The organism is Edaphobacter dinghuensis (assembly GCF_014640335.1).
Taxonomy (GTDB): Bacteria; Acidobacteriota; Terriglobia; order Terriglobales; family Acidobacteriaceae; genus Edaphobacter; species Edaphobacter dinghuensis.
This window is the reverse complement of the sequence record NZ_BMGT01000003.1, coordinates 115,650-137,502: the sequence shown is the minus strand read 5'-3', so window position 1 is coordinate 137,502 and position 21,853 is coordinate 115,650. Positions and strand designations below refer to the sequence as shown.

Annotated in this window: 21 protein-coding genes; 11 read left to right on the top strand and 10 right to left on the bottom strand. The window is 58.0% G+C overall.

Features of this window, described 5'->3' with window-relative positions; genetic code table 11:
- Nucleotides 1-74: 74 nt before the first annotated feature.
- From dnaJ to IEW09_RS12420, 5 genes are all read right to left on the bottom strand, one after another.
- Complete coding sequence (gene dnaJ / locus IEW09_RS12440; protein ID WP_188554554.1) at nt 75-1,214, bottom strand: molecular chaperone DnaJ; 1,140 nt, start codon at nt 1,212-1,214, stop codon at nt 75-77.
- A gap of 51 nt (nt 1,215-1,265) precedes the next feature.
- Entirely contained in the window at nt 1,266-1,835 is a 570-nt protein-coding gene (locus tag IEW09_RS12435) for a nucleotide exchange factor GrpE (RefSeq protein WP_188554553.1), read from the bottom strand.
- Between the two features lie 97 nt (nt 1,836-1,932).
- On the bottom strand, nt 1,933-3,036 hold the full coding sequence (gene hrcA / locus IEW09_RS12430) for a heat-inducible transcriptional repressor HrcA (RefSeq protein ID WP_188554552.1): 1,104 nt from the start codon (nt 3,034-3,036) through the stop codon (nt 1,933-1,935).
- Nucleotides 3,037-3,118: 82 nt separating this feature from the next.
- Nucleotides 3,119-3,952, bottom strand: a complete 834-nt coding sequence (locus tag IEW09_RS12425; RefSeq protein WP_188554551.1) for an Mrp/NBP35 family ATP-binding protein — start codon at nt 3,950-3,952, stop codon at nt 3,119-3,121.
- 55 nt (nt 3,953-4,007) lie between these two features.
- Nucleotides 4,008-4,529 carry an acyl-CoA thioesterase gene (locus tag IEW09_RS12420; RefSeq protein ID WP_188554550.1) on the bottom strand — a complete coding sequence of 174 codons (522 nt, stop codon included), beginning with the start codon at nt 4,527-4,529 and terminating at the stop codon, nt 4,008-4,010.
- A 114-nt stretch (nt 4,530-4,643) separates the two neighbouring features.
- Here IEW09_RS12420 and IEW09_RS12415 point away from each other — a divergent pair, with 114 nt between their 5' ends.
- From IEW09_RS12415 to IEW09_RS12375, 9 genes are all read left to right on the top strand, one after another.
- Nucleotides 4,644-4,952: a tetratricopeptide repeat protein gene (locus IEW09_RS12415; protein ID WP_188554549.1), complete on the top strand. Its 309-nt coding sequence runs from the start codon at nt 4,644-4,646 to the stop codon at nt 4,950-4,952.
- 73 nt (nt 4,953-5,025) lie between these two features.
- A complete protein-coding gene (locus IEW09_RS12410; protein WP_188554548.1) occupies nt 5,026-6,570 on the top strand; it encodes a sigma 54-interacting transcriptional regulator in 1,545 nt (514 codons plus the stop codon).
- 46 nt (nt 6,571-6,616) lie between these two features.
- On the top strand, nt 6,617-7,732 hold the full coding sequence (locus IEW09_RS12405) for an alginate lyase family protein (protein WP_229739282.1): 1,116 nt from the start codon (nt 6,617-6,619) through the stop codon (nt 7,730-7,732).
- Between the two features lie 113 nt (nt 7,733-7,845).
- Entirely contained in the window at nt 7,846-8,517 is a 672-nt protein-coding gene (locus IEW09_RS12400; RefSeq protein ID WP_188554547.1) for a class I SAM-dependent methyltransferase, read from the top strand.
- 68 nt (nt 8,518-8,585) lie between these two features.
- Entirely contained in the window at nt 8,586-9,827 is a 1,242-nt protein-coding gene (locus IEW09_RS12395) for a vWA domain-containing protein (protein WP_188554546.1), read from the top strand.
- Nucleotides 9,828-9,837: 10 nt separating this feature from the next.
- Complete coding sequence (locus IEW09_RS12390) at nt 9,838-10,605, top strand: COG4280 domain-containing protein (RefSeq protein WP_188554545.1); 768 nt, start codon at nt 9,838-9,840, stop codon at nt 10,603-10,605.
- A complete protein-coding gene (locus IEW09_RS12385; RefSeq protein WP_188554544.1) occupies nt 10,602-10,814 on the top strand; it encodes a hypothetical protein in 213 nt (70 codons plus the stop codon). The genes IEW09_RS12390 and IEW09_RS12385 overlap by 4 nt, the downstream gene beginning before the upstream one ends.
- A 79-nt stretch (nt 10,815-10,893) precedes the next feature.
- Entirely contained in the window at nt 10,894-11,679 is a 786-nt protein-coding gene (locus tag IEW09_RS12380; RefSeq protein ID WP_229739281.1) for a HugZ family pyridoxamine 5'-phosphate oxidase, read from the top strand.
- Between the two features lie 8 nt (nt 11,680-11,687).
- On the top strand, nt 11,688-13,016 hold the full coding sequence (locus IEW09_RS12375; protein WP_188554542.1) for an MFS transporter: 1,329 nt from the start codon (nt 11,688-11,690) through the stop codon (nt 13,014-13,016).
- Nucleotides 13,017-13,026: 10 nt separating this feature from the next.
- Here IEW09_RS12375 and IEW09_RS12370 read toward each other — a convergent pair whose 3' ends face one another.
- Nucleotides 13,027-14,625 (bottom strand): AsmA family protein, encoded by a 1,599-nt coding sequence (locus IEW09_RS12370; RefSeq protein ID WP_229739280.1) that lies wholly within the window; start codon nt 14,623-14,625, stop codon nt 13,027-13,029.
- A gap of 159 nt (nt 14,626-14,784) precedes the next feature.
- On the opposite strand from IEW09_RS12370, the gene IEW09_RS12365 reads away from it, so the two are divergent.
- A complete protein-coding gene (locus IEW09_RS12365; RefSeq protein ID WP_188554541.1) occupies nt 14,785-16,008 on the top strand; it encodes an alkaline phosphatase family protein in 1,224 nt (407 codons plus the stop codon).
- 158 nt (nt 16,009-16,166) lie between these two features.
- On the opposite strand, the gene IEW09_RS12360 is transcribed toward IEW09_RS12365, so the two are convergent.
- Entirely contained in the window at nt 16,167-16,397 is a 231-nt protein-coding gene (locus tag IEW09_RS12360; protein ID WP_188554540.1) for a hypothetical protein, read from the bottom strand.
- Nucleotides 16,398-16,421: 24 nt separating this feature from the next.
- On the opposite strand from IEW09_RS12360, the gene IEW09_RS12355 reads away from it, so the two are divergent.
- Nucleotides 16,422-17,828, top strand: a complete 1,407-nt coding sequence (locus tag IEW09_RS12355) for a hypothetical protein (RefSeq protein WP_188554539.1) — start codon at nt 16,422-16,424, stop codon at nt 17,826-17,828.
- Between the two features lie 32 nt (nt 17,829-17,860).
- Here the strand turns inward: IEW09_RS12355 and IEW09_RS12350 are convergent, their stop codons facing one another.
- From IEW09_RS12350 to IEW09_RS12340, 3 genes are all read right to left on the bottom strand, one after another.
- Nucleotides 17,861-19,054 carry an acyltransferase family protein gene (locus IEW09_RS12350; RefSeq protein ID WP_188554538.1) on the bottom strand — a complete coding sequence of 398 codons (1,194 nt, stop codon included), beginning with the start codon at nt 19,052-19,054 and terminating at the stop codon, nt 17,861-17,863.
- Nucleotides 19,051-21,192 carry an alpha-N-acetylglucosaminidase gene (locus IEW09_RS12345; RefSeq protein WP_229739279.1) on the bottom strand — a complete coding sequence of 714 codons (2,142 nt, stop codon included), beginning with the start codon at nt 21,190-21,192 and terminating at the stop codon, nt 19,051-19,053. Before IEW09_RS12345 ends, IEW09_RS12350 begins: the two co-directional genes overlap by 4 nt.
- 102 nt (nt 21,193-21,294) lie before the next feature.
- Nucleotides 21,295-21,840, bottom strand: coding sequence for an NUDIX domain-containing protein (locus IEW09_RS12340; protein ID WP_188554536.1), 546 nt, complete (start codon nt 21,838-21,840; stop codon nt 21,295-21,297).
- Between the last annotated feature and the right edge of the window lie 13 nt (nt 21,841-21,853).

Below are 21,853 nucleotides of genomic sequence, written 5' to 3'. Positions count from 1 at the left end.
CTGAACTATTCCGGATTCAAAGTGGACTTTAAACCACCTCTTCTCCGGGATAATCCAGGGTCAATGTAATAGGTCTAGCTGAACATCTCCTTGACCTTGTCGAACAGGCCGCGCGAAGTTGGCGTGTTCTCCACCACCATCGTCTCGCTCAACTGCCGCAGCAACTCCTTCTGCTGCTTGCTCAGCTTGCCCGGTGTCTGCACACGAATCTCGACGATCAGATCGCCCTTGCCATGCGAATTCAGGTGCGGCACGCCCTTGCCGCGCAGCTTGAACTCCTTGCCGCTCTGCGTGCCCTCAGGGATCTTGATGGTGGCCTCCCCTTCAAGGGTCTGAATCTCCAGCTCCGTCCCCAGAGCAGCCTGCGGAAATGAGATCGGCATGACGCAATGCAGATCGTCGCCTTCGCGCTCGAAGAACTTGTGCGCCTTCACGTTCAGCACGACATAAAGATCGCCCGCCGGCCCGGCAAACTTCCCAGCCTCGCCCTCGCCCTGATAGCGAATCCTCGTATCCTGCTCTACGCCAGCCGGAACCTTGACGAGAATGGTGTGCTCCGACTGCACCCTTGTCTCACCCCGGCAAGTCTGGCACGGATCGACAATCAGCGTACCTGTACCGCCGCAGACCGAACACGTCCGGGCCACGGAAAAGAATCCCTGCTGAAACCTCTGCTGGCCGCGTCCACCACACTGCGTACAGGTCACCGGAGCCTTGCCCTTGGCTGCGCCCGAGCCCTTGCAGTCGATGCAGGTCTCCATTCGGCGGATAGTGATCTCCTTCTCCTTACCGAAGACCGCCTCCTCGAACTCCAGGGTCAGGTCGTAGCGCAGATCGCGCCCGCGCTGAACCCGCGAGGCCTTGCGGTTGCCGCTGCCACCCATGTTGAACATCTCGCCGAATAGATCGCCGAAGATATCTCCAATGTCCTGCGCGCCGGCAAACGGATTTCCACCGCCTGGACCGCCGCCACTGAACGCTGCATGGCCATAACGATCATAGGCAGCGCGCTTCTCCGGATCGCTCAGAACCTGGTAAGCCTCGCTGCACTCTTTGAACTTCTCTTCCGCCGTGGGATCGTCCGGGTTACGGTCGGGATGATACTGCATCGCCAACTTCCGATAAGCCGTCTTCAGCTCCTGATCGTTCGCGTCCCGAGAAACACTCAACACTTCGTAAAAATCAACTTTTGTCACGTTTTCCGTCGCACTCATTCCACAGTCTCTCTTCTATAACCTTGCAGGTTGCGCCTTCGTCGATGCGCTTTAGTCAGCAACCTGATCCGCGTTCGCGGCAATTCTCACCAGCGCAGGCCGCAGCAACTTCTCGCGGATCTTGTACCCCCGCCGAATCTCTTCTAGTACCTGATGATCGGGAAACTCTTTAGTTTCAATGCTGCCCAAAGCTTCGTGGACCCGGGGGTCGAATTGCGTCCCGACTGTCTCGACCGGAACTACATTTAATCCCTTCAGAGCGTCTTCCATCTGCTTTAGAATCAGCTCTACACCACCCCGAAGCTGTTCAACCGTACCATCGGCCTTCAGTGCCAACTGAAAGTTGTCCATCACACCCAGAAACGGCTCAACCGTATTGGAAATCACATAATCCCGGGCGTCGGCACGCTCTTTCGCCTCGCGCTTGCGGGCATTATCAAATTCCGCCTGCAGTCGAGCCAGCCGGTCGATCAACTGGTCGCGTTCTCCCTTCACCAGCTCCAGTTCCGCGTGCGCGACACTCGTCTCGCTTATCGGCTCAGGCGTCGTGCCAGGCGCAACATCGCCTTCCTGCACACCTTCCACCGTCATCTCGTCTTGCATGTGTTCGTGTCTCCTCATATCGTTACCTCTTCTATTGTTGCCCATTCGGACCCATCGCGCGAGTCGATCCCACTGCCGTTCCACGGTCATTGTCCACCCCACCAGCGGAAAGCTATCACTCTATTGGATGCAGCATCCGATCAAATACCTGTGCAATATAGCCCACCGCGTTCATCGTGTTCTCATAGTGCATCCGTTTCGGGCCGATGACACCCACCGTTCCCCGGCTCTCACCACCCATACGCGCCGGTGCCGCAATCAGTACCAGCCCCGCCATCTCCGGGGCCTGCTCTTCCAGATCGAAGACTACGCGGACACTCTCCTGTCGGGCATCGATATAGGCATTCAACAGCTCAACCAGCCGCTGCTTCGCCTCGAGCGCCGCCAGTACCTCGCGCAACCGCTCACGATCTTCATAGCTGCCTACGCTTTGGCTGCCCAACAGATTGGCCACACCCTCAACGTAGACCGTCTGCACTGGAACGTCGCTCTCCGGCACCGCCTTCGTCCAGAGCTGCTGCACGGAATTCAGCAGCCGCTGGTACTCGCTTCGCTCCTGCTCCAGCATCCGCGCAATCTCGGAGCGAACCCGTTCCACGCTCCATCCGCGAAAGTTCTCATTCAGAAAGTTCGCCGCTATCTCCAGCTCACGCAGCGTAAGGTCCCGATCGAGCGCTAATACGCGGTCGCGCACCGTTCCGCTGCGAGTCACGACAACTGCCAGCACCCGCGCCGGAGCCAGCCGTGAAAAATGCACATGCTCCAGCATGTCACCATCCGCTGCAGCGGCGATGGCCACTCCCACGCCGCTCGAAAGCGTCGCCAGTACATGCGATGTCCGCTCCAGCACTGCCTGCACTCCGGCCAATCCTATAAAGCTCGAATCGATCTGCCGCCGCGACCGTGCCGGAAGCCGCGCCGCATCAATTCTTGGGTTCACCCTGGGATTCGCGCCGCCGCTTAATTGCTCCACATACATGCGAAACGCCCGCGCCGTCGGCACTCGGCCGGCCGAAGTGTGCGGCTGCTCCAGCAGCCCCGCTTCGGCCAACTCAGCCATCTCATTGCGAATCGTGGCCGAGCTTATGCCCGAAACATCGCCCATCTGTAATCGCGCGATCGTTCCCGAGCCAACCGGCTCGCCAGTCTCGATGTAGCTCTCGACGACAGCCGTCAGAATGGCTCGCTGCCGCGCCGTCACTCGCTCCGCATCCGCCATTCCAGCTATCCTCCCGATACCTTTAACTCTACGCTGGCCGTCAACTCCACACACTACGGCCCGCTTTTTCAACTATTTTTCCTTAGCTGATTTCGAGCACATCCTCACTGCTGTCGGCAATCTCCTGAGCCTTGGCCACGACCTTCTTCGCCACCTCGTAGAACGCCTTCGCCTTGGCCGAATCCGGCCCGGCAAGCGTAATAGGCAACCCCTTATCGCCGCCTTCGCGGATCGAAGGATCAAGATCGACGGCTCCCAGAAAATCCAGCCCAAACTGCGCCGCCGTGCGCTCCGTTCCGCCCGCACCAAAGACGTCGATGACCTCTCCGCTCGGCAGCGTCATCTGCGACATGTTCTCGACCAGCCCCATCACCTCGACCTTCACCTGATGAAACATCTCCAGTGCCTTGCGTGCGTCCTGCAACGCCACGCCCGAGCCGGTTGAAACCACCACAGCCCCGGTCAGAGGAACCGTCTGCACCAGTGAGATCACCACGTCGCCTGTTCCCGGAGGAAGATCGACGATCAGAAAGTCCAACTCGCCCCACTCCACCTGCTGCAAGAACTGGCGGATGATCTGGTGCAGCATCGGCCCGCGCATCACCATCGGCTTGTCGCCCGGCGAGATCAATCCCACCGAGATGAACTTCACCCCGTGTGAGAGGATCGGCTCAATCCGGTTCTCCCCGACGATGTTCGGCTGCCGCGTCACGCCCAGCATCATCGGCACATTCGGCCCATAGATGTCGGCGTCAATCAGCCCAACCTTATACCCCAGCTTGCCCAGCGAAACTGCCAGATTCACCGCTACCGTCGTCTTGCCGACTCCACCCTTGCCGCTGCCAACGGCAACGACATACTCCACTCCCGGCAACGGCTGCGGCCCCTGCGGTGCTCCTGCTCCCATGTGTCCCATTACGTTCTCCTATTCCGAAACCGCTAAATTTTTATCGCACCGGCGCTAACGTCTATCAGAGATGCCAGCCCTCACCTAGAGCCATCCTCATCTCGCGCTTACGCATCGTCTCTTCGCCGCGCATCTCGCGCCGACGGCCAGCGTCTTCATATCGTCGCTTCTGGTGCTCCGTCACCGGCACTACCTTCGGCACCAGGATGCCTTTGCCATCCTTGTCCACAGCCACATAGGTCAGGTAGGCCGAAGAGACATGCCGCAACCGCTGCTCGCGAATGTCTTCCACCATGGCGCGCACGCCAACCTCCATGCTGGTCTTGAAGGCACGGTTCACGCTCGCCTTCAGAATCAGCAGATCACCCACGCGCACGGGAGCCACAAAATCGAGGTGGTCCATCGAGGCTGTCACCGTAATTGCCCTTGCATGACGGCTCGCCGCCATCGCTCCCACCAGATCGATAAACTGCATCAGCCGTCCGCCGAACAGATTGCCCAGCGCATTCGCATCTGCCGGAAAGACAATCTCGCTGCGCTCCGACTGCGACTCTTCCACCGTTCGCTCTAAAACCGTATCGCTCATTACATATAAGTCTAACCGCCGCAGGCTCGCGCTGCTCTGACTTCAGTCGGAAACGCCTTAGTCGAACTGAGCGTCCATTTGCCAAGCCCCCGCCAAACACCGCACCATAAAGCCATGGACAAGATCGCCCTCTTCACCCAGATCCTTGAGCAGAACCCCACCGACGCCTTCACCCGCTACGGTCTCGCTATGGCCTACGCCGCCGAAGGCAATACCGATACGGCCCTCACCGAATTCAACATCCTTATCAGCCACAACCCCGACTACGTTCCTGCCTACCAGATGTCCGCACAAACCCTGGTCAAGCTAGGCCGCACTGAAGAAGCCGCCACACGGCTCCACGAAGGCATCGCCGCCGCTAACCGCACAGGCAATCAGCACGCTCTCGCCGAGATGGAAGCCCTGCGCGACGAGATCTCCTAAGCCACAAATTCGAAGCGACAATGGCAGACGAGAGCCCGAACCCTCTGCCCTAGTCAAACATCTATACTTAGACATGGCGACCGCACTCCCCACCACACTCGGCCAACTCCGCAAATCAGAATTCACCCCTGAACGCCTCGCCCGCAGCGTCAAAGACGAGCTCCGCGAGAACCTCATCGCCAAGCTCCGCACAAGCGCCCGCAGCAAAGAAAATCCAGAGCCCCTCTTTCCCGGCATCGTCGGCTACGAAGACACCGTAGTTCCGCAGATCGTCAATGCGGTCCTCAGCAAACACAACTTCATCCTGCTGGGCCTTCGCGGACAGGCCAAGTCCCGCATCCTGCGCTCGCTCACCACCCTCCTCGACCCAGCCTGCCCCTACGTTGCCGGTGCCGAAACCCGCGACAATCCCTATGCGCCCATCTCGAAGTTTGCTCGCGACCTCATCGCCAGACTCGGTGACGAAACGCCTATCGCGTGGCTGACGCCCAACGACCGCTTCGTCGAAAAACTGGCCACCCCAGACGTTACCGTAGCCGATCTCGTCGGCGACATCGACCCCATCAAGGCCGCACGCAGCAATCAGGACCTCGGCTCCGAGCTGACCATGCACTACGGTCTTCTGCCCCGCGCCAATCGCGGCATCTTCGCCATCAACGAAGTCCCCGACCTCGCCGGGAAGATTCAGGTCGCGCTCTTCAACATCATGCAGGAAGGCGACGTACAGATTAAGGGCTACCCTGTTCGCCTGCCTCTCGACGTAGCCATCGTCTTCAGCGCCAACCCCGAGGATTACACCGCTCGCGGCAAGATCGTCACACCGCTCAAAGACCGCATCGGCAGCGAGATTCGCACTCACTATCCCGAGTCGATCGACGAAGCTATCGCCATCACCACGCAGGAAGCCTGGTCGAATCGCCCCGCCAGCAGTATCGAAATCCCTCACTACATCCGCCAGATCGTCGAGCAGATCGCCTTCTCCGCCCGCGAAGATAAAAAGGTCGACAAGCGCAGCGGCGTCTCGCAGCGCCTGCCCATCACCACCATGGAGCTCGTCATATCGAACGCCGAACGCCGCGCCCTGCTCCATGACGAGAACCTCACCGTTCCCCGCGTAGGCGATATCTACGCCGCGCTCCCCGGCATCACCGGCAAGGTCGAGCTGGAGTACGAAGGCGAGATGCGCGGAGCCGACGCCGTCATCCGCGAGATTATTCGCACCAGTGTCGCCAGCGTCTTCGACCAGTACTTCGCCGCTACTAACACCCAGCAGATCGAGCAATGGTTCAACCTCGGCGGCACTGTTCAGCTCAACGACTCGCAGCCCGCCGCCGGATCACTCGCCGAACTACAGCAGATCCAGGGACTCTTCGAAAAGCTCTCACCGTTACAGATCAACGCGAAGACCAAACCCGAAGTAGCCGTGAGCGCCGCCGAATTTCTGCTCGAAGGCATGTACGCCCACAAACGCATCAGCCGCGCAGAAGAGCGCGTCTTCAGTGCCGCCGAAAAGAAGTCGCGCAACGACCAGGCCATCGATTACGCCGAGAAGATGCGCGAGCGCGAAAAGGAACTGGACTTCGCCGCCAAAAACCGCACCCGCCGCGGCTTCAACTAACTCTGATTCAATCACTCCTCACACCTGCAATCAGGATAGGAACCGTATGTCTGCCAATTCTGTAAGAATGTGCGCTGTCATTACTCTCGCGCTCGCATGCTCATTCGCATTCGCCGCAGATCACGTCACCAATCCCAAAGCCTCTTATATCGACGTGCAGCAGCGTCACGCGCAGTTGGCACACAACGCCGATCCCCATATAGCAAAGGCCATTGCCTCCCTCAGCTTCTGCACCAAACTACCTGAGGTGCCTGCTCCCACAGGCCGCATGATTATCCCGCCGCACTATCTCAGCGGAGGACATGGTCCCATCAACCCTGCGGAGGCACCAGTCACGCGCATCTACGGACACTTTGAGAAGCGCGTCACTGCCGGTATGAACCAGTGGCTGGTGACCTCCGACAAAAACGAGGCACAGTGCGCACAGCAGCAGATCGACGCATGGGCACAGGCTGGCGCACTGCTCGACTACACACCACAGGAAAGTTCGCAGGCCTGGTATCAAGTGGAATGGACACTCAGCGCCATCGCCACCAGCGAGTCCGTTCTCGTCAATGAGCCATCACTCGATCAGGCAGTTGTGAAGCGCGACATCCAGTGGATGAACAAAGTTGCTCACCGCACCATGGACTTCGACAAGGCCGGCAAACAAACAAATAATCACCACTACTGGCGCGGACTTGCCGCCGTGTCAACCGGCGTCATCTCCTCCGACGACAGCCTCTTCAACTGGGGCGTCGGCGTCTATAAGCAAGCCATCAACGAGCTGGACCAGCGCGGCGCCTTTCCGCAGGAGATGCGCCGTCATGAGCGCGCCATCCACTATCAGTCCTTCGCGCTGCAACCCCTCACTCCGCTCGCATCCTTTGCAGAACGGCAGCATGTTCCCCTCTACGAGTACCGCTCGCCCACAGGCCGCACCATACATGACGCCGTAGACTTCCTCGGCAGCGCCCTGACAAACCCTGCAATCATCAAGGCCTACACTCCCGATACGCAACTACTAGATGACGGTCCTGACTTTTTCGCCTTCGCAGAGTTCTACTCGCATTACACCAATTCCGCCCCGATGCCTGCATCTATTCAGAAAGGCCTCGAACAGCCAACCTTTGCCACACGCATCGGCGGCAGCACCACCGTCATCGCAGGCCTACCCCGCTAACTTGGCGTACAGTGACCTCCCTCCACAAGGAAGCGCAAATACAACTATTCATAATAGTTATATAAATTAAAAACATCATTCAAATGTCTTATGCTCTTTCCAAGGAGCAATTAATGATCAATCGCACAAAAGCTGTCTTCGACGCCACCGCTTCCACCTACGATGCCGATCGCTCCCGCCTTATTCCCGGCTGCGATACTTTTTATCGCTGGGCAATCGACCTTATTCCTGCCGGCGCGAAGAACATTGTCGATCTCGGCGCAGGCTCCGGTTTGCTCACGATCCTGATTCGCAATCGCTTCCCCAACGCACGCATTCACCTCATTGACTTCTCCACGCCCATGCTCTCGCTCGCGGGCGACCGTCTCGGGAACGATCGCAATATCACGTATCAGCACGCGAACTACGTCACCGAGCCTCTGCCGGATAAGCTCTGTGCCGTCGTCTCCTCGCTCTCCATCCACCATCTCGACAACGCCGACAAACGCGCCATCTTCAAAAAGATCTATGCGTCCCTGCTGCCCAACGGCGTCTTCATCAATGCCGAACAGGTTGCCGGCCCCACGCCCGCGCTTGAAGAACGCTACAAGGCCCTTTGGCTTCAGCAAGTCCGCGCCGCCGGAGCCACCGAGCCACAGATCACCGCATCTCTTTTCCGCCAGCAGGAAGACCGCTGCGCCACCGTCGCCGACCAACTCCTCTGGCTCCGAGATGCAGGTTTCGCCGATGCCGATTGCTGGTTCAAAGACAATCGCTTCGCCGTTATGGCAGGCACGCGCGCATAGAAACTACAGGCGATGCAAATTGAGCGACCGCGGCCCATCGCAGCGCGTCTAAACTGGTAGGCAGCCCTATGAAGCGCATCCGCTATACCAAGTTCACCGGCGATCTATCTTCCAGCTTCGGGCTAGAAGACCTCATGCAGGCCCTCTCCGATTTTCTGCTCGACTCAGGTTTCAACGACCCTTACTCGCAGTTCCAGGAGTTCAACGACCAGACACTCGACAACCTGCGCGACGCCATCAAACAAGCCCTTGAATCCGGCGACATCTTCGACGAAGAGGCACAGGAGAAGTTCGATCAGCTCGATGCCGATCAGGTCGAAGAATTAGTCGATCAAATTATTCAGAAGATGCAGGAGCAGAATTTCATCAACGCCGAGATGCCCGAACAAGGCCAGGGCCAACAAGGCGAAGGCAACGGCGAAGCGCGCTTCGAGGTCACTGACAAGGCCATGGACTTCCTTGGTTATAAAGCCTTGCGCGAACTCCTCGGGCCGCTCGGCAAATCCAACCTCGGCCGTCACGATACCCGCCACGAGGCCGCAGGCGTCGAGACCAACGGCAGCAGTAAGCTCTACGAGTTCGGCGACACGCTCAACCTCGACCTTACCGCCACGCTCTCCAGCGTCTTCGCCCGCGAGGGCATTCGTACCGCCGTCGAAGGCGAAGAGAACACGCCCCTCAACATTGAGTACAGCGATCTCCACGTCCAGCAGGCCGACTACACGTCGAGCTGCGCTACCGTCGTCCTGCTCGATTGCTCGCACTCGATGATCCTCTACGGCGAAGATCGCTTCACTCCTGCCAAGCGCGTCGCCATGGCGCTAGCCCACCTCATTCGCACTCAATTCCCCGGCGACACACTCAACCTCGTTCTCTTCCACGACTCCGCCGAAGAGATTCCGGTCTCGCAACTCTCCCGCGTCAAGGTCGGCCCACACTATACCAACACACGTGAAGGTCTGCGCCTTGCTCAACGTATCCTCGCCCGTCAGACCAAGGACATGAAGCAGATCGTCATGATCACCGACGGCAAACCCAGCGCGCTTACTCTTGCCGACGGTCGTATCTACAAAAATGCCTTCGGCCTCGATCCTCTCGTCATCGAAGAAACCCTGCAAGAGGTCAGTCGTTGCAAGCGCAGCAACATCATGATCAATACCTTCATGCTCGCCAGCGACTTCTCTCTCGTCCAGTTCGTTCAAAAGGTCTCAGCGATGTGCCGCGGCAAGGCCTATTTCACTAGCCCGGAAAACCTTGGCAACTACCTTCTCATGGACTTCATGTCTCGCCGCATGAAGACCGTCCACTAACATAGAGATCATGGACATCGGCTGGGCACACACAGGAACGTCGATCGTCGCCTCCTTCCTCGCATCACTGGTGGAGTGCGTCGAAGCCCTCACGGTCATTCTCGCCGTGGGCAGCGTACGCGGCTGGCGCTCCGCACTGGTTGGTGCTGCCACAGCCATCGCGGTACTTCTCATCATCGTTACTGCACTTGGAACCGCGCTCACCCGCATTCCTTTGCCCATCATCCAATTCGTCGTAGGCACGCTATTGTTGCTCTTCGGCCTACGCTGGCTGCGCAAGGCCATCCTTCGCTCCGCCGGGCTCATTCCTCTTCACGACGAGGAGGCTGCCTTCGCAAAAAACTCCGAAGCCATGCGGAACCTCGGCACAGGCCGCACAGCATGGGACAAGATAGCCTTCGCCGCCGCCTTCAACATCACTATGCTTGAAGGCACCGAAGTCGTCTTCATCGTTATCGCCATTGGGGCAGGCCGCACCGGAACGCTCTTCCCTGCCAGCCTCGGAGCCGTGGCTGCTCTCCTTACAGTCATCGCATTCGGTCTCATCCTGCATCGCCCGCTCGCCCGTGTCCCCGAAAACACGCTCAAATTCATCGTCGGTGTTCTGCTCTCCGCCTTCGGGACCTTCTGGGTTGGCGAAGGCATGCATCTCGCATGGCCCGCAGATGACTGGTCAATCCTCGCGCTTATCGCTGCCTATCTAGCCATCGCTCTGGTGATGGTTCCCCTCTGCCGCAGTCAATCAAAATCCTCTGCACCCATCGGGGAGCGATCATGAAGTGGATCAAAACCATCCTTCGTGAGATCTACGGGCTCTTCGTCGACGACGGTGCGTTTGCACTCGCCATCCTCATCTGGCTCGGCCTCATAGGCTGGATCATATCCCGCCTTGATCTCTCGCCCGCCATCGTCGCACTCATTTTCTTCGCTGGACTGGCTCTCATTCTCATCGAGAGCACAGCGCGCTACGCCAGACGCAAACGATAATGCCACACAAGGCGATACTCTAAATACAAGCTCTAAAGTCCTGGAGCAAAACATTGACCTCGCAACCGGAATGGTCTTCATGTCTACACGTCCCCAACACGCCTATAGCGGCCCCGCGCTTCCCGTCGTCCCCGAGCCCACACACGCCGAACGCACACGCACTCTCCTTCACCTCAATGCTCTTGCAACACTGTCCACCCTCTCGCGCAAGCAGCCCGGCTTCCCCTTTGGCTCGCTCATGCCTTATGCGCTTGACGACGCAGGCCGCCCTCTCTTCCTCATTAGCAACATGGCCATGCACACACAGAACCTCAAGGCCGATCCGCGCGCGAGCCTGTTTGTCACCCAACCCTCAGCCGACGGCGATCCGCTCGGCGCCGCTCGCGCCACACTCATCGGCAACATCCTGCAAGTTCCCGACGAAGATAAATCCAATGTTCGTGAGGTCTATCTCGCTCGCCACGAAAACTCCCGCTACTGGGTCGACTTCGCCGACTTCTCCTTCTTCCGCATGGACATCCTCGATCTCTACTACGTTGGCGGCTTCGGCGTCATGGGCTGGATCACAGCATCCGACTATGCTCTCGCTGCACCTGATCCTCTTGCCGACTCAGCGCAGGGCATCCTCGCTCATATGAATGCCGACCACGTCGAAGCAATGATCCTTCTTGCCCGCACTCACTCCCAACTCGAAGCCGCGGAGGCCACCATGACTGCTGTCGATCGTCTCGGCTTCCATCTCCGTCTCAAAACCGCTGAAGGCATGAAAGGCACTCGCATTAATTTTCCTAACGAGGTGCGCACACCCGGCGAAACGCGAACCGCTCTCGTCGACATGATCCGCCAAGCTCGCCAGAACATCTAACCTTAAGCATGGCGAATACCACAGAAACAGTGCCTTCCAAAACCAGCCGCTACGCCCACGCATGGCGAGCGCTGCGCCATCGCAACTTCCGACTCTTCTTCACGGGCCAGAGCATCTCTCTCATCGGCACCTGGATGACGCGCATCGCCACCAGCTGGCTTGTCTACAGGCTCAGCGGTTCCGCACTCCTTCTTGGCGTAGTCGGCTTTGCCGGACAGATCCCCACCTTCCTCCTCGCACCCTTTGCCGGTGTGCTCGTCGACCGCCTCAACCGCCGCAACCTCCTCGTCTGGACGCAGGTACTTGCCGGCATTCAATCCCTCATCATGGCCGCGCTTACACTAGCCAAGGTCATCACCATCCACGAGATCATCGCCCTTAGTGCCTTCCAGGGACTCATCAATGCCTTCGACATGCCCGGCCGCCAATCCTTCCTCGTCCAGATGGTGGAAGATAAACAGGACCTGGGCAACGCCATCGCCCTCAACTCGTCTATGGTCAACACGGCACGACTCATCGGCCCGGCACTCGCCGGCCTCGTCATTGCGGCCGTAGGCGAAGGCTATTGTTTTGCCATCGATGGGTTCAGCTACATCGCTGTCGTTGTCTCTCTGCTTATGATGCAGGTACCTGCATCAACGATTAAACGCGCCGCAACATCGATGTTCGAGCAGCTCAAAGAAGGATGGTCCTACGTCACTGACTTCAGCCCCATCCGCACCATCCTCACCCTGTTCGCACTGATCAGCCTTATGGGCATGCCCTTCATCGTCCTTATGCCCATCTTCGCCTCGCAGGTGTTGCATGGCGGACCGCACACTCTCGGCTATCTCATGGGAGCATCGGGCGTAGGTGCGCTTATCTCCGCCATCTCTTTAGCTCTTAGAAAATCGGTCCGCGGTCTCACCACGATGATCCAGATCTCCGCCTTCCTCTTTGGCAGTGGCCTCATCCTCTTCGGACTCTCCCACCATCTGGCTCTCTCGCTCCTGCTCATGCTCGTCGTCGGTTTCGGAATGATGCAGGGCCTTGCCGCCAGCAATACCGTCATCCAAACCCTCGTCCCCGAGGACAAGCGTGGACGTGTCATGAGCTACTACACCATGGCATTTGTCGGCATGGCTCCCTTCGGCAGCCTTCTCGCGGGGTTCCTTGCCCACCGTGTCGGCGCTCCACACGCCGTCATGATCACCGGAACCTTCTGCATCATCGGAGCTACCTGGTTCACCACTCAGCTCAAAGCCATCCGCCGCGTCATGCGCCCCATCTACATCGATCTGGGCATTATGCAAAATCCGATGGAGCCCGCGATGGAAGACCAGGCCGGCAATAATTAACCATCAGACATTATTGTTTATCTTTCCCCTTCTTATCTTTATGACCGAAGTCCAATCCAAACTTCGGCGCACCTTTCGTACCGGTTATCTTTACCGGGATATTCGTCCCGACACCGTTGTTACTGAAGAACGGATCGACCGGCTTCAGCAGCCATGACTTCCACCTCGTAGCCACCATCTGCGAAAGCTTCGCCTCCGTCTGCACCGTCCCGGTAAGATCAAACTGCTCTCCATCGAGCGAGTACACGCCGCTCAACTGCACCTTTCCACCCGGCAGCGTATACAGCAGATTCGAGAGATGGAGCTTTCCTTCTCCCATCACAAACTCACCTTGCATCTGCGAATGAACATCCGCGGCACCCGGCTTCGCATCCTTCGGATCGCCCTGCGCGCGTAGGCTCAGCATGTCCACCTTGTCTTCCACCTCTGGATTTGTGAAATGGATCTGACGCAGCGAAAATCCACCTTGCAATCCCAGTTTCTGCGAGACACTCTCTTTCCCCGGACGAATGTGCAGCTTCGCCTTCATCGTCACTTGCCCTGTCATCACTGGCGGCACCGTCTTTACCGCGAGCTGCAGGAAGTCTTGAATTCGTCCATTCGGTACATTTACATCCAGATCGATAATGTGCCCCTTACCCTTCACATTCACAATGGCACCGTTGCACGAAAACTCCGATCCACCCAGCTTTGCCTCCACCGGCTGCAAATAGGTGTCACCGCTCAGGCCATCTACGATTGCATGAAACTTTGTATGCAGAGGCATCCCGTGATTAGCCGTATCCAACGAAAAATTTGGCGTCTCCGTCGTCCCATCTACTTCAATTCGGTCAAGCTGACCTTTGAAGTCGCCCACCGAAGAGAGCATCCCGCTGATACCTTTGATCGTATTCAACTCCGCATGATCGAACGTATAGTGACCCGTCACCATCGAGTCTCCCGGGCCCTCCACATTCCATGGCCCAAACGTTCCCTCTGCATGAATATCTCCCTTCGGAACCGCATTCACCAGCGTCGCATCGTAGCTCCACGGGCGCTCCGGTCCAACATCGAGCATCACAATCTGCTTTAACTCGAACTCCTTTGGATCTTTGTTTGGCTTCGCAGTTCCGATTACCAACTTCGAATCATCGATGACGATCTTCTCCACCACAATCTTGATCTTTCCCATCTTTCGCTTCGGCCCCAGCCCCTGTGCCTGCTGGCGCATCTCGCGCGGCGGAATATTAATGGCCATACCGCTCACATGCACCGTCCCAACATGCATTGGCTTGATAAACAATCCTGATAATGGCGCATGAAACGAAAAATGATTCAACGAAATCAGAGGCTTCGTTGCACCTGCCGCAACCACATCGTCAGGAGGATAGATTCGCAACCCATCACCGGAGACCTCGAGCCCGCGCAAGACCGAAACCTGAAACTTGTCCAGCTCCACCCGGCTCTTGAACTGCGTACTTAGGGTCTCTACAACGCGGCCCTTCAAAATAGGGTTCGCGCGATGCAGCATTACATCTGCAACGATTACCAGGGCAATAACAAGGATCAATCCAGAGACAGCAATCCATCCCCACACCCCACGCTTGCGCTTATCTTTACTATCGCTCACGCGCTTCTCTCTCTTCGATCAAAATCTCCTGTCATACCTTTCAGATGCAAAAATATCGCCCCAGGTCTTTCTTTCGACGCCACTGTCTACGATTTTGATAGACATCGCTTCATTTACCCCGCATACTTACCCTCACCAAAAATCAGCGAGGACACGGGAATGACTCCAGACAGATCAAAACCCGGAATCCAGCAACTTAAGCATGTCGTGGTTCTCATGATGGAGAACCGCTCCTTCGACCACATGCTCGGCGCGCTCAAAGCGCAATATCCGTCTATCGACGGACTCACCGGCAAAGAAACCAATCCCGACACCACCGGAGCTCAAGTTCCCGTGCTGCCGCAAGCCGAATATCAAAGCCAGCTTGATCCCGACCCCAATCATCACTTCGCAGCCGTCAACCTGCAGATCTTCGGCGATCCCGCGCAGGGCCCGCCACTTCCGCCAACCATGCAGGGCTTCGTGCGAAGCTACTACACCCAGCAGCAGAATGTGGCACACTCACAAAAAATTCTCTACTACTTTACGCCCGACAAGCTGCCTGTCCTTACTACCCTCGCCACCGAATACGCTGTTTTCAACCGCTGGTTCGCCTCCATCCCCGGCCCCACCATCTGCAACCGCGCCTTCGCGCACTATGGCACCTCCTTCGGCCAGGTCAGCATGGATCTCTTCTACGTCGGCAAACAATACCCGAGCATCTACGACCGCCTGCTCGCTGCCAACCACACCGTCAAACTCTTCTATTACGACCAGGCGAGCTCCACCATGGAGGTCGTCAATCTCCTGCAAAATGAGCCCAGTCTCTTCGGCACATTCCCCGACTTCCTCCGTGCCTGCGACGATAACGCGCTCCCCGATTACTGCTTCATTGAGCCCAACTACACCGACCACGACGCACCCGACGGCAGCGGCGAAGCCATCGCCTGCGACCAGCACCCCGACCACGACGTTCGCGCCGGCGAACAGTTCATCGCCACCGTCTACAACAAGATCCGCAGCAATCCCAACCTCTGGCCCAACACCGCAATTCTCATCGTCTACGACGAGCACGGCGGCATCTACGATCACGTTCCTCCACCCCCCTGCACTCCCGATGGCTTCGTCGCCCAACCCGCAGACACCGGCACACTCGACGCCTTCCACTTCGACCGCCTCGGCGTCCGCGTCCCTGCTATCCTCGTCTCTCCCTGGGTACAAAAAGGGGGCGTCATCAACGACGTCTTCGAACACGCCTCCATCCCTGCCACTGTTACCGACTTCTTCATCGGCCCCTACGACGCTCGTTCTCCTCGCGAGAAAGTTGCCAACACCTTCCTCGACCAACTCTCGCTCGACACCATGCGCAGCGACGACGACTGCCCCAGCTTCCAACTCGGATAACCCATAGGAGCCGCCATGGCCACCATTCGCGTCCCCGGGCCCCCTCCAGAAGCATTCCGAAAGAACCGTCCGATCTCAGACCTTATCAAGTCGCAGATCAAGCATTTTCAGCATCTCGAACACAAACTGAAGATCACGCTGCCCACAAAATTTCTCCCTCACGATCTGACGACCGAGGCCGTAGCATCCCAGTACATTTCCGAGATGACCGCTGCCCTTCGCGACCGCGCTTCAGCCGCGCAACCAACGCCTGCACCCATACGCGTTGTTTCATCGCCAAGGCCGGATACTGCTCCCGAGACAAGATCTGCAATACCCGTTCCTGCCAAGTCCACTCGCCAATCGAACCGAGTCGCCATCGCCGCTTCGGCTTCAAAGAAGTCAGACACTAAAAAACACGCGAAGAAAAAGTCATGACCAACCTTACGCGTCCACTCCTACTTGCCGCGCTGATACTCGCCGTGCTGCCCGCACAATCGCAGTCCGGCAACGAAGGCCGCATCCACTCCGATTTCCGCCGCGAAGGCGAGCAGCTCCAATCCTGCAAGACCTTCAACTTCGGAAGCCTCGCCAACTGCGCCGAGACTCTTGTTACCGGACAGCCCATGCACATCGCCGTCGGCAGCCTCGCGCCACAAAATGGCACCGCGGCGGGCCTCGCCTTTGTCGAGCACAAAGACTATGCGAACGAGTGGCGCCTCAACTGGGATCTCGATGCCGTAGGCAGCGGCAACGGCTCCTGGCGCGCCGGAGCTTATATGAAAGCCTTTCGCCAACCCGGCGGAAAGATCATCGTAGTCGCTGGCCCTTCAAAGAACACCAACCCTCTCTACCGCACCGCACCACTCTTCAACCTCTACGCCGAAACCACCTCGCTCAACCGCATCTACTTCTACGGCCTTGGCCCCAACACACTTCCCGCCGATCGAAGCGCCTTCGGCCTCACGCAAACCATCGCAGGAGCCAGCGCTATCCTTCCCCTCGCAGGCAAAACCGGCATCTCACTCGTCGGTGAACTTAATGGCCGCGTCCCCCAACTACGCAGCAACAACGGAGAGTCCAGCCCCTCCATCGCTATTCTCTACAACGAGTCCACCGCCCCCGGCCTCACTCGTCAGCCCGCCTTTCTCCAAGCCGGAGAAGGACTCCGCATTCGTCCCTCGCTCTTCCGCGATACTCTCCGCCTCAACTACCTCCTCCAGTTCCAGCAATTCGTTGCGCTGTCCGACTCGCACTACTCCTTCCGTCGCTGGAACGCGGACTTCGGCCACGAGTTCCCCCTCTATCGCAACGTCCGCCTTACCGCAGCCAACGATCAGAACGGCCCCGATAGCTGTTCCACCAGTTCCAGTACCACCGCCTGCCCACACATCTCGCTCACGCAAAATCTCGAAGGATCTATAGCTGTTCGTCTCTTCATGACCGGCTCTATCGCTAACGCCGGAAGCGTCGTCCCCTTCTACTTCGATCCCACCATCGGCGGCTCCGACCTCAATGGTCAGCCTATCCTCGCGAGCTACCCTGACTATCGCTTCCGCGCACCCAACCTTCTCCTGCTGCGCGAGACCTTCGAGCACTCCCTCGGCAAACTACCCGCAGGCTTTCTCTTCTCCATCGACGAGGCCAAGGTGGGCATGAACCGCGACGATATCTCTTTCGACCATCTCCGGCACACCTTCACCGCAGGCCTCACCGTCCACGCCGGCGGCCTGCCCGTCGTCTATCTCCTCTTCTCATGGGGAGGCAACGAAGGCCATCACACCACCGCCTCCATCAGCAACACGCTGCTGGGAGCCTCGGCCCGCCCGTCTCTCTTCTAAAGCACCTTAGCAGTATCTGATCGACATCATGCTCAGATCTTGATAAATATTTTTCGCCGGAACAGCCAATAGGTAGGCAGCCAGCAGACGAGAACGAAGCCAAGCGAATAAAGCAGCGAAGCAAACGCCGGATCAGGCACCGCACTCAAAATTCCATTGGCTAGCCAGTGCTGAAGGTTCAACCCAGGCCGCACATGAATGCTCCCAATACCACCCGCCAGCAGCTCTGAGAATACATACGCTGTAATTGCATTTGTGCCGAAGACAAGCAGCGGAGTAAACCACCGAGACCGCTTCACCGCCTTCGTCTTTCCTTCTGCCTCTCCATCGAACATCCAGATCGAGAGCGCCAGTAACAACAAGCTCCACCCTACAGCGAACAACACGAATGAGCTCGTCCACAGCTTTTTGTTGATGGGGAAAGAGAAGTTCCACAGCCATCCCAGCACCACGCAGCTCGCACCCGCAATGGCAATTCCGCGCACCTTCTCCGCCAACGCCCGCTGCGTCCGCAGCCACATCCCTGTAAGCAATCCGATCAACGTCGTCGCCAGCGCGGGCAACGTGCTCAACAACCCTTCAGGATCACGCGTCCGCTCATAAAGGTGCGAAGCCGCAAAGATATGCCGGTCCAGCCATGCCACAATGTTGCGGTCAGGATCAAGCAAAGGAACATCGCGCCCAGGAGTCCCATAGCCTGGCACCGGGACGAACCGCATCAGCGCCCAGTAGCCGATCAACAGCGCAATCGCAAGCACCAGCTTGTTCTTCCACTTCGGATTGATTAGATAGAGCGTGGCCACAACGAAGTAGCAGATCGCAATTCGCGGCAGCACGCCATAGAACCGCAGCGTGACCCAGTGGAAGTGCGGAAAGCTATTGACCAGCAGCCCCAGCAGAAACAGGATCACCGCACGCCGCAGCGTATGCAGAAACAGCGATTGCTTGCTGTCTCCCCGCGCCAGTCGCGAGGCAGTCGAGAAAACAGTCGAGACGCCAACCAAAAATAGAAAAGTAGGAAACACCAGGTCGGTGGCCGTAAATCCGTTCCAGGCAGAGTGCTGTAGCTCTGCATAGGCCGCACGGCTTCCATTGTTGTTCACCAGAATCATGAACCCGATGGTCAGCCCGCGCAGCAGGTCGATCGACATCAATCGTCCCGGCTTTATACGCGTCGTTGTCACCTCTTCGCTACCAACCAGTGCAGTCTTCGTCTCACTCGTCATTTCGATTCTCCTGGCGCCAGATGAAGCTGTCGCGCAATCTCCAGCGCTGCAGCATAGCTATCGCCTTCCGATGTAGCAGTATAGTGCGTGCGGCTATGATTCCATCGGTCGCCAAAGGCATACCAGTCAATCGGCGCCGCTGGCTCTCCCGTCGCAAGCGACTTCGTCAGCGAGTCGAAGTATAACTTCCACCGCGGCATATAGTAATCGCTCGTCAACCCGGCCCAGTCCTTATTGCCATATTCATGCAGATGTCCAGCCTCACTTGCACTGCGATTTCCCCACGTCGTCAGGATCGACCGGGCATCGTAGTTCAGCCTCTCCATCTCCGCCGGAGACGTAGTCCATGGCGAAAGATACGAGAGCCACCGCCCCAGCAGAAAATCGCCATTCGTCCGCAGCAGATCGTCCTGCAACCTCATGTCGTGAAGCCACTCAGCGGTAAGCTGAGCAAATGCCGCGTTGTCCTTCGAGTCATAGGCAGCCTTGATCTGCGGCAGCAACCTCCTGCCCTCATTCGCCATTACCTGCCGCGCAACATCTACAAGGTCATATCGATACGTCTCACTCGACCGCAGCGCAGGCGCGACCTCAAGCAACTCTGTAAGCGCCGGTTGCAGATCGGCAGCCTCATAGCGCAGCACGTCCGGCCCCGGCGATGACGCCCGCTTCGTCGTCAACGAAGGCTGCGCATTGAACAACGAGTCCTGCGAAGCATCGCGTTCGCCATGCTGCCTGTTGCCATCTGCACGATAGCCATACGCCGTCTTCAGCAATATCTGCCAGGCCCTCTGCGCATGTGCATCCTTACTGCCATAACGGCGCTCAGCATAATCATCTGTCCACACTGCAAGATCCACCGGCTCATCATGCCAGGCCATCTCCGTATAAAGATCGAACGCATACGGGTTCGTATCCAGCCCCTCGGTAAACAACGCCGTCCCCGCAATGTGACTACCCGGACGCTTCGCCATCAGCGGAAATCGCACCGCATAGTCATACAGCGGAGCACCCAGCGTCGTGCGGCCGCCAAACTCCCACAATCCGCCATACAACCACGAAGCACCGCCAAACTGAGCATCGCGATTGTCTCGCGGAATGCGACCCTGCTCGATATCGGCGACCAGCACATGCTTCACATCCACACCGGCAATCAGCTCCGGCGAAGGCGTCTTCTGCCACGCCATCATCAGCCACAGCGCATTCGGATGCGCCAGCTCTAACGCCTCTTGCACTCGCTTCGCGCCTTCGGTCACAGGAACATCGCCGGCTCTCCCACCCTCCTGAAATACCTCCATGTCATAAATCGTCGTATCGCCATAAAGTTCGCGCTGATGCCGATAGAAAGACTCCGCCAGCTTCGCAAAGTGCGGGTCTCTCGGATCGAGCCAGCCCGGACGAGTAAATCCGTTCCAGTCGCCCTGCGTCACAACATGCGCTCCCGGATTCAGCGACGCAAAATCCGCGGGAACGATTCCGTAGTAGCCCGGCAGCACCGGTGTAATCCCCAGCCGCCGCAGGCTCGCGATCAGCTCCTTAGCCGACTCCGCTCGCTTTTTCAGCAACTCCAGCGAGATCGGTTCATCAAAGCAGCACATGTTCCCCATCAACTGCCAGTTCTGGTGTGCAGGCTGCGTGATCCACTGACGAATCGCCTCATCCGAATAGCCCGCATCCCGAAACGTCTGATACATCACGAGGTCCGTGCCGCGCTCGATCAACACTGCATTCGTCCCGCTCATCGCCAGAATATCGATCTCGCGCTGCCACCGCTTCAAGCTCCAATAAGGCGCAGAGTATCCATCGACGTTCTCGTTCAGCGCATATCGCCACGGATAAAGCGCAGGTCGTTCAATCGGCACAGCGACAGCAGGCAGCTTCAACCCGGCCCGACCAAGCTGAAACCCATTGGTCGAAATCTGAAGGTGCGCCACATACTTCAGATACCAGTTCACCCCGAACAGCAACGTAGGCGTCGTAGCCGCCTCCACCCGTATATGGCCGGTCGTCCCTGTAATGCGAAAGTAGTCTTTATGGTCCGCTCGTGGAACCAGAGCCAACTGGAACTGCGGCGCAAGCTGTGGCATCAATCGCTGCAGCACGCCCTCGGCAGGAGCCGTCGTCTGAGCTTTAACCACCGCAGCACTCGAAAAAAAGAGAAGTACAACCAGACACAAGAGAAGCCGCTTGCAAATCATGGCTCCAATGTATCGGCAAAACGAGGCTAGCGCTAACGATTTCTATCGCCGCTCACGCCAGACTTTATAAAGTCCCCACGCCGCCACCGAGCAGTTGTCGACAATCACCCCATCCAGCAGCATCTGCTCAAACTCACTCACGCTCACCCGACGCACCACCAGATCATGCTCTTCCGCATCCGGCTCGGCCTCACCCATCGCCAGTCCCTCTGCCAGAAACACATGCTGCTGCTGATTCATCACGCCATACGCAATCTGTAACGTAGCAAGATAAGTCATCTTCGCCGCCGTCAGTCCAGTCTCTTCGCGCAACTCTCCCCGCGCCATCTCCTCCGCGTCGACCTCGGCCATCTCCCAGCCGCCCTGCGGAAACTCGATATGCCGCGCACCCACCGTATAACGAAACTGCTCGATTAGATAAACAAACTCTCCCTCCGCCGTCACCTCCAGCGGAATGATAATCGCAGCCGGATCTTTGTCCACCACTCCGTAGATACCCCGCTGCCCATTCGTCCGCTCGATCACATCCTCACGCACCCGCGTCCAGCGATTGCGATAGACCTCCCGGCTGCTGATCGTCCGAATCATGCCACCCTCCCCA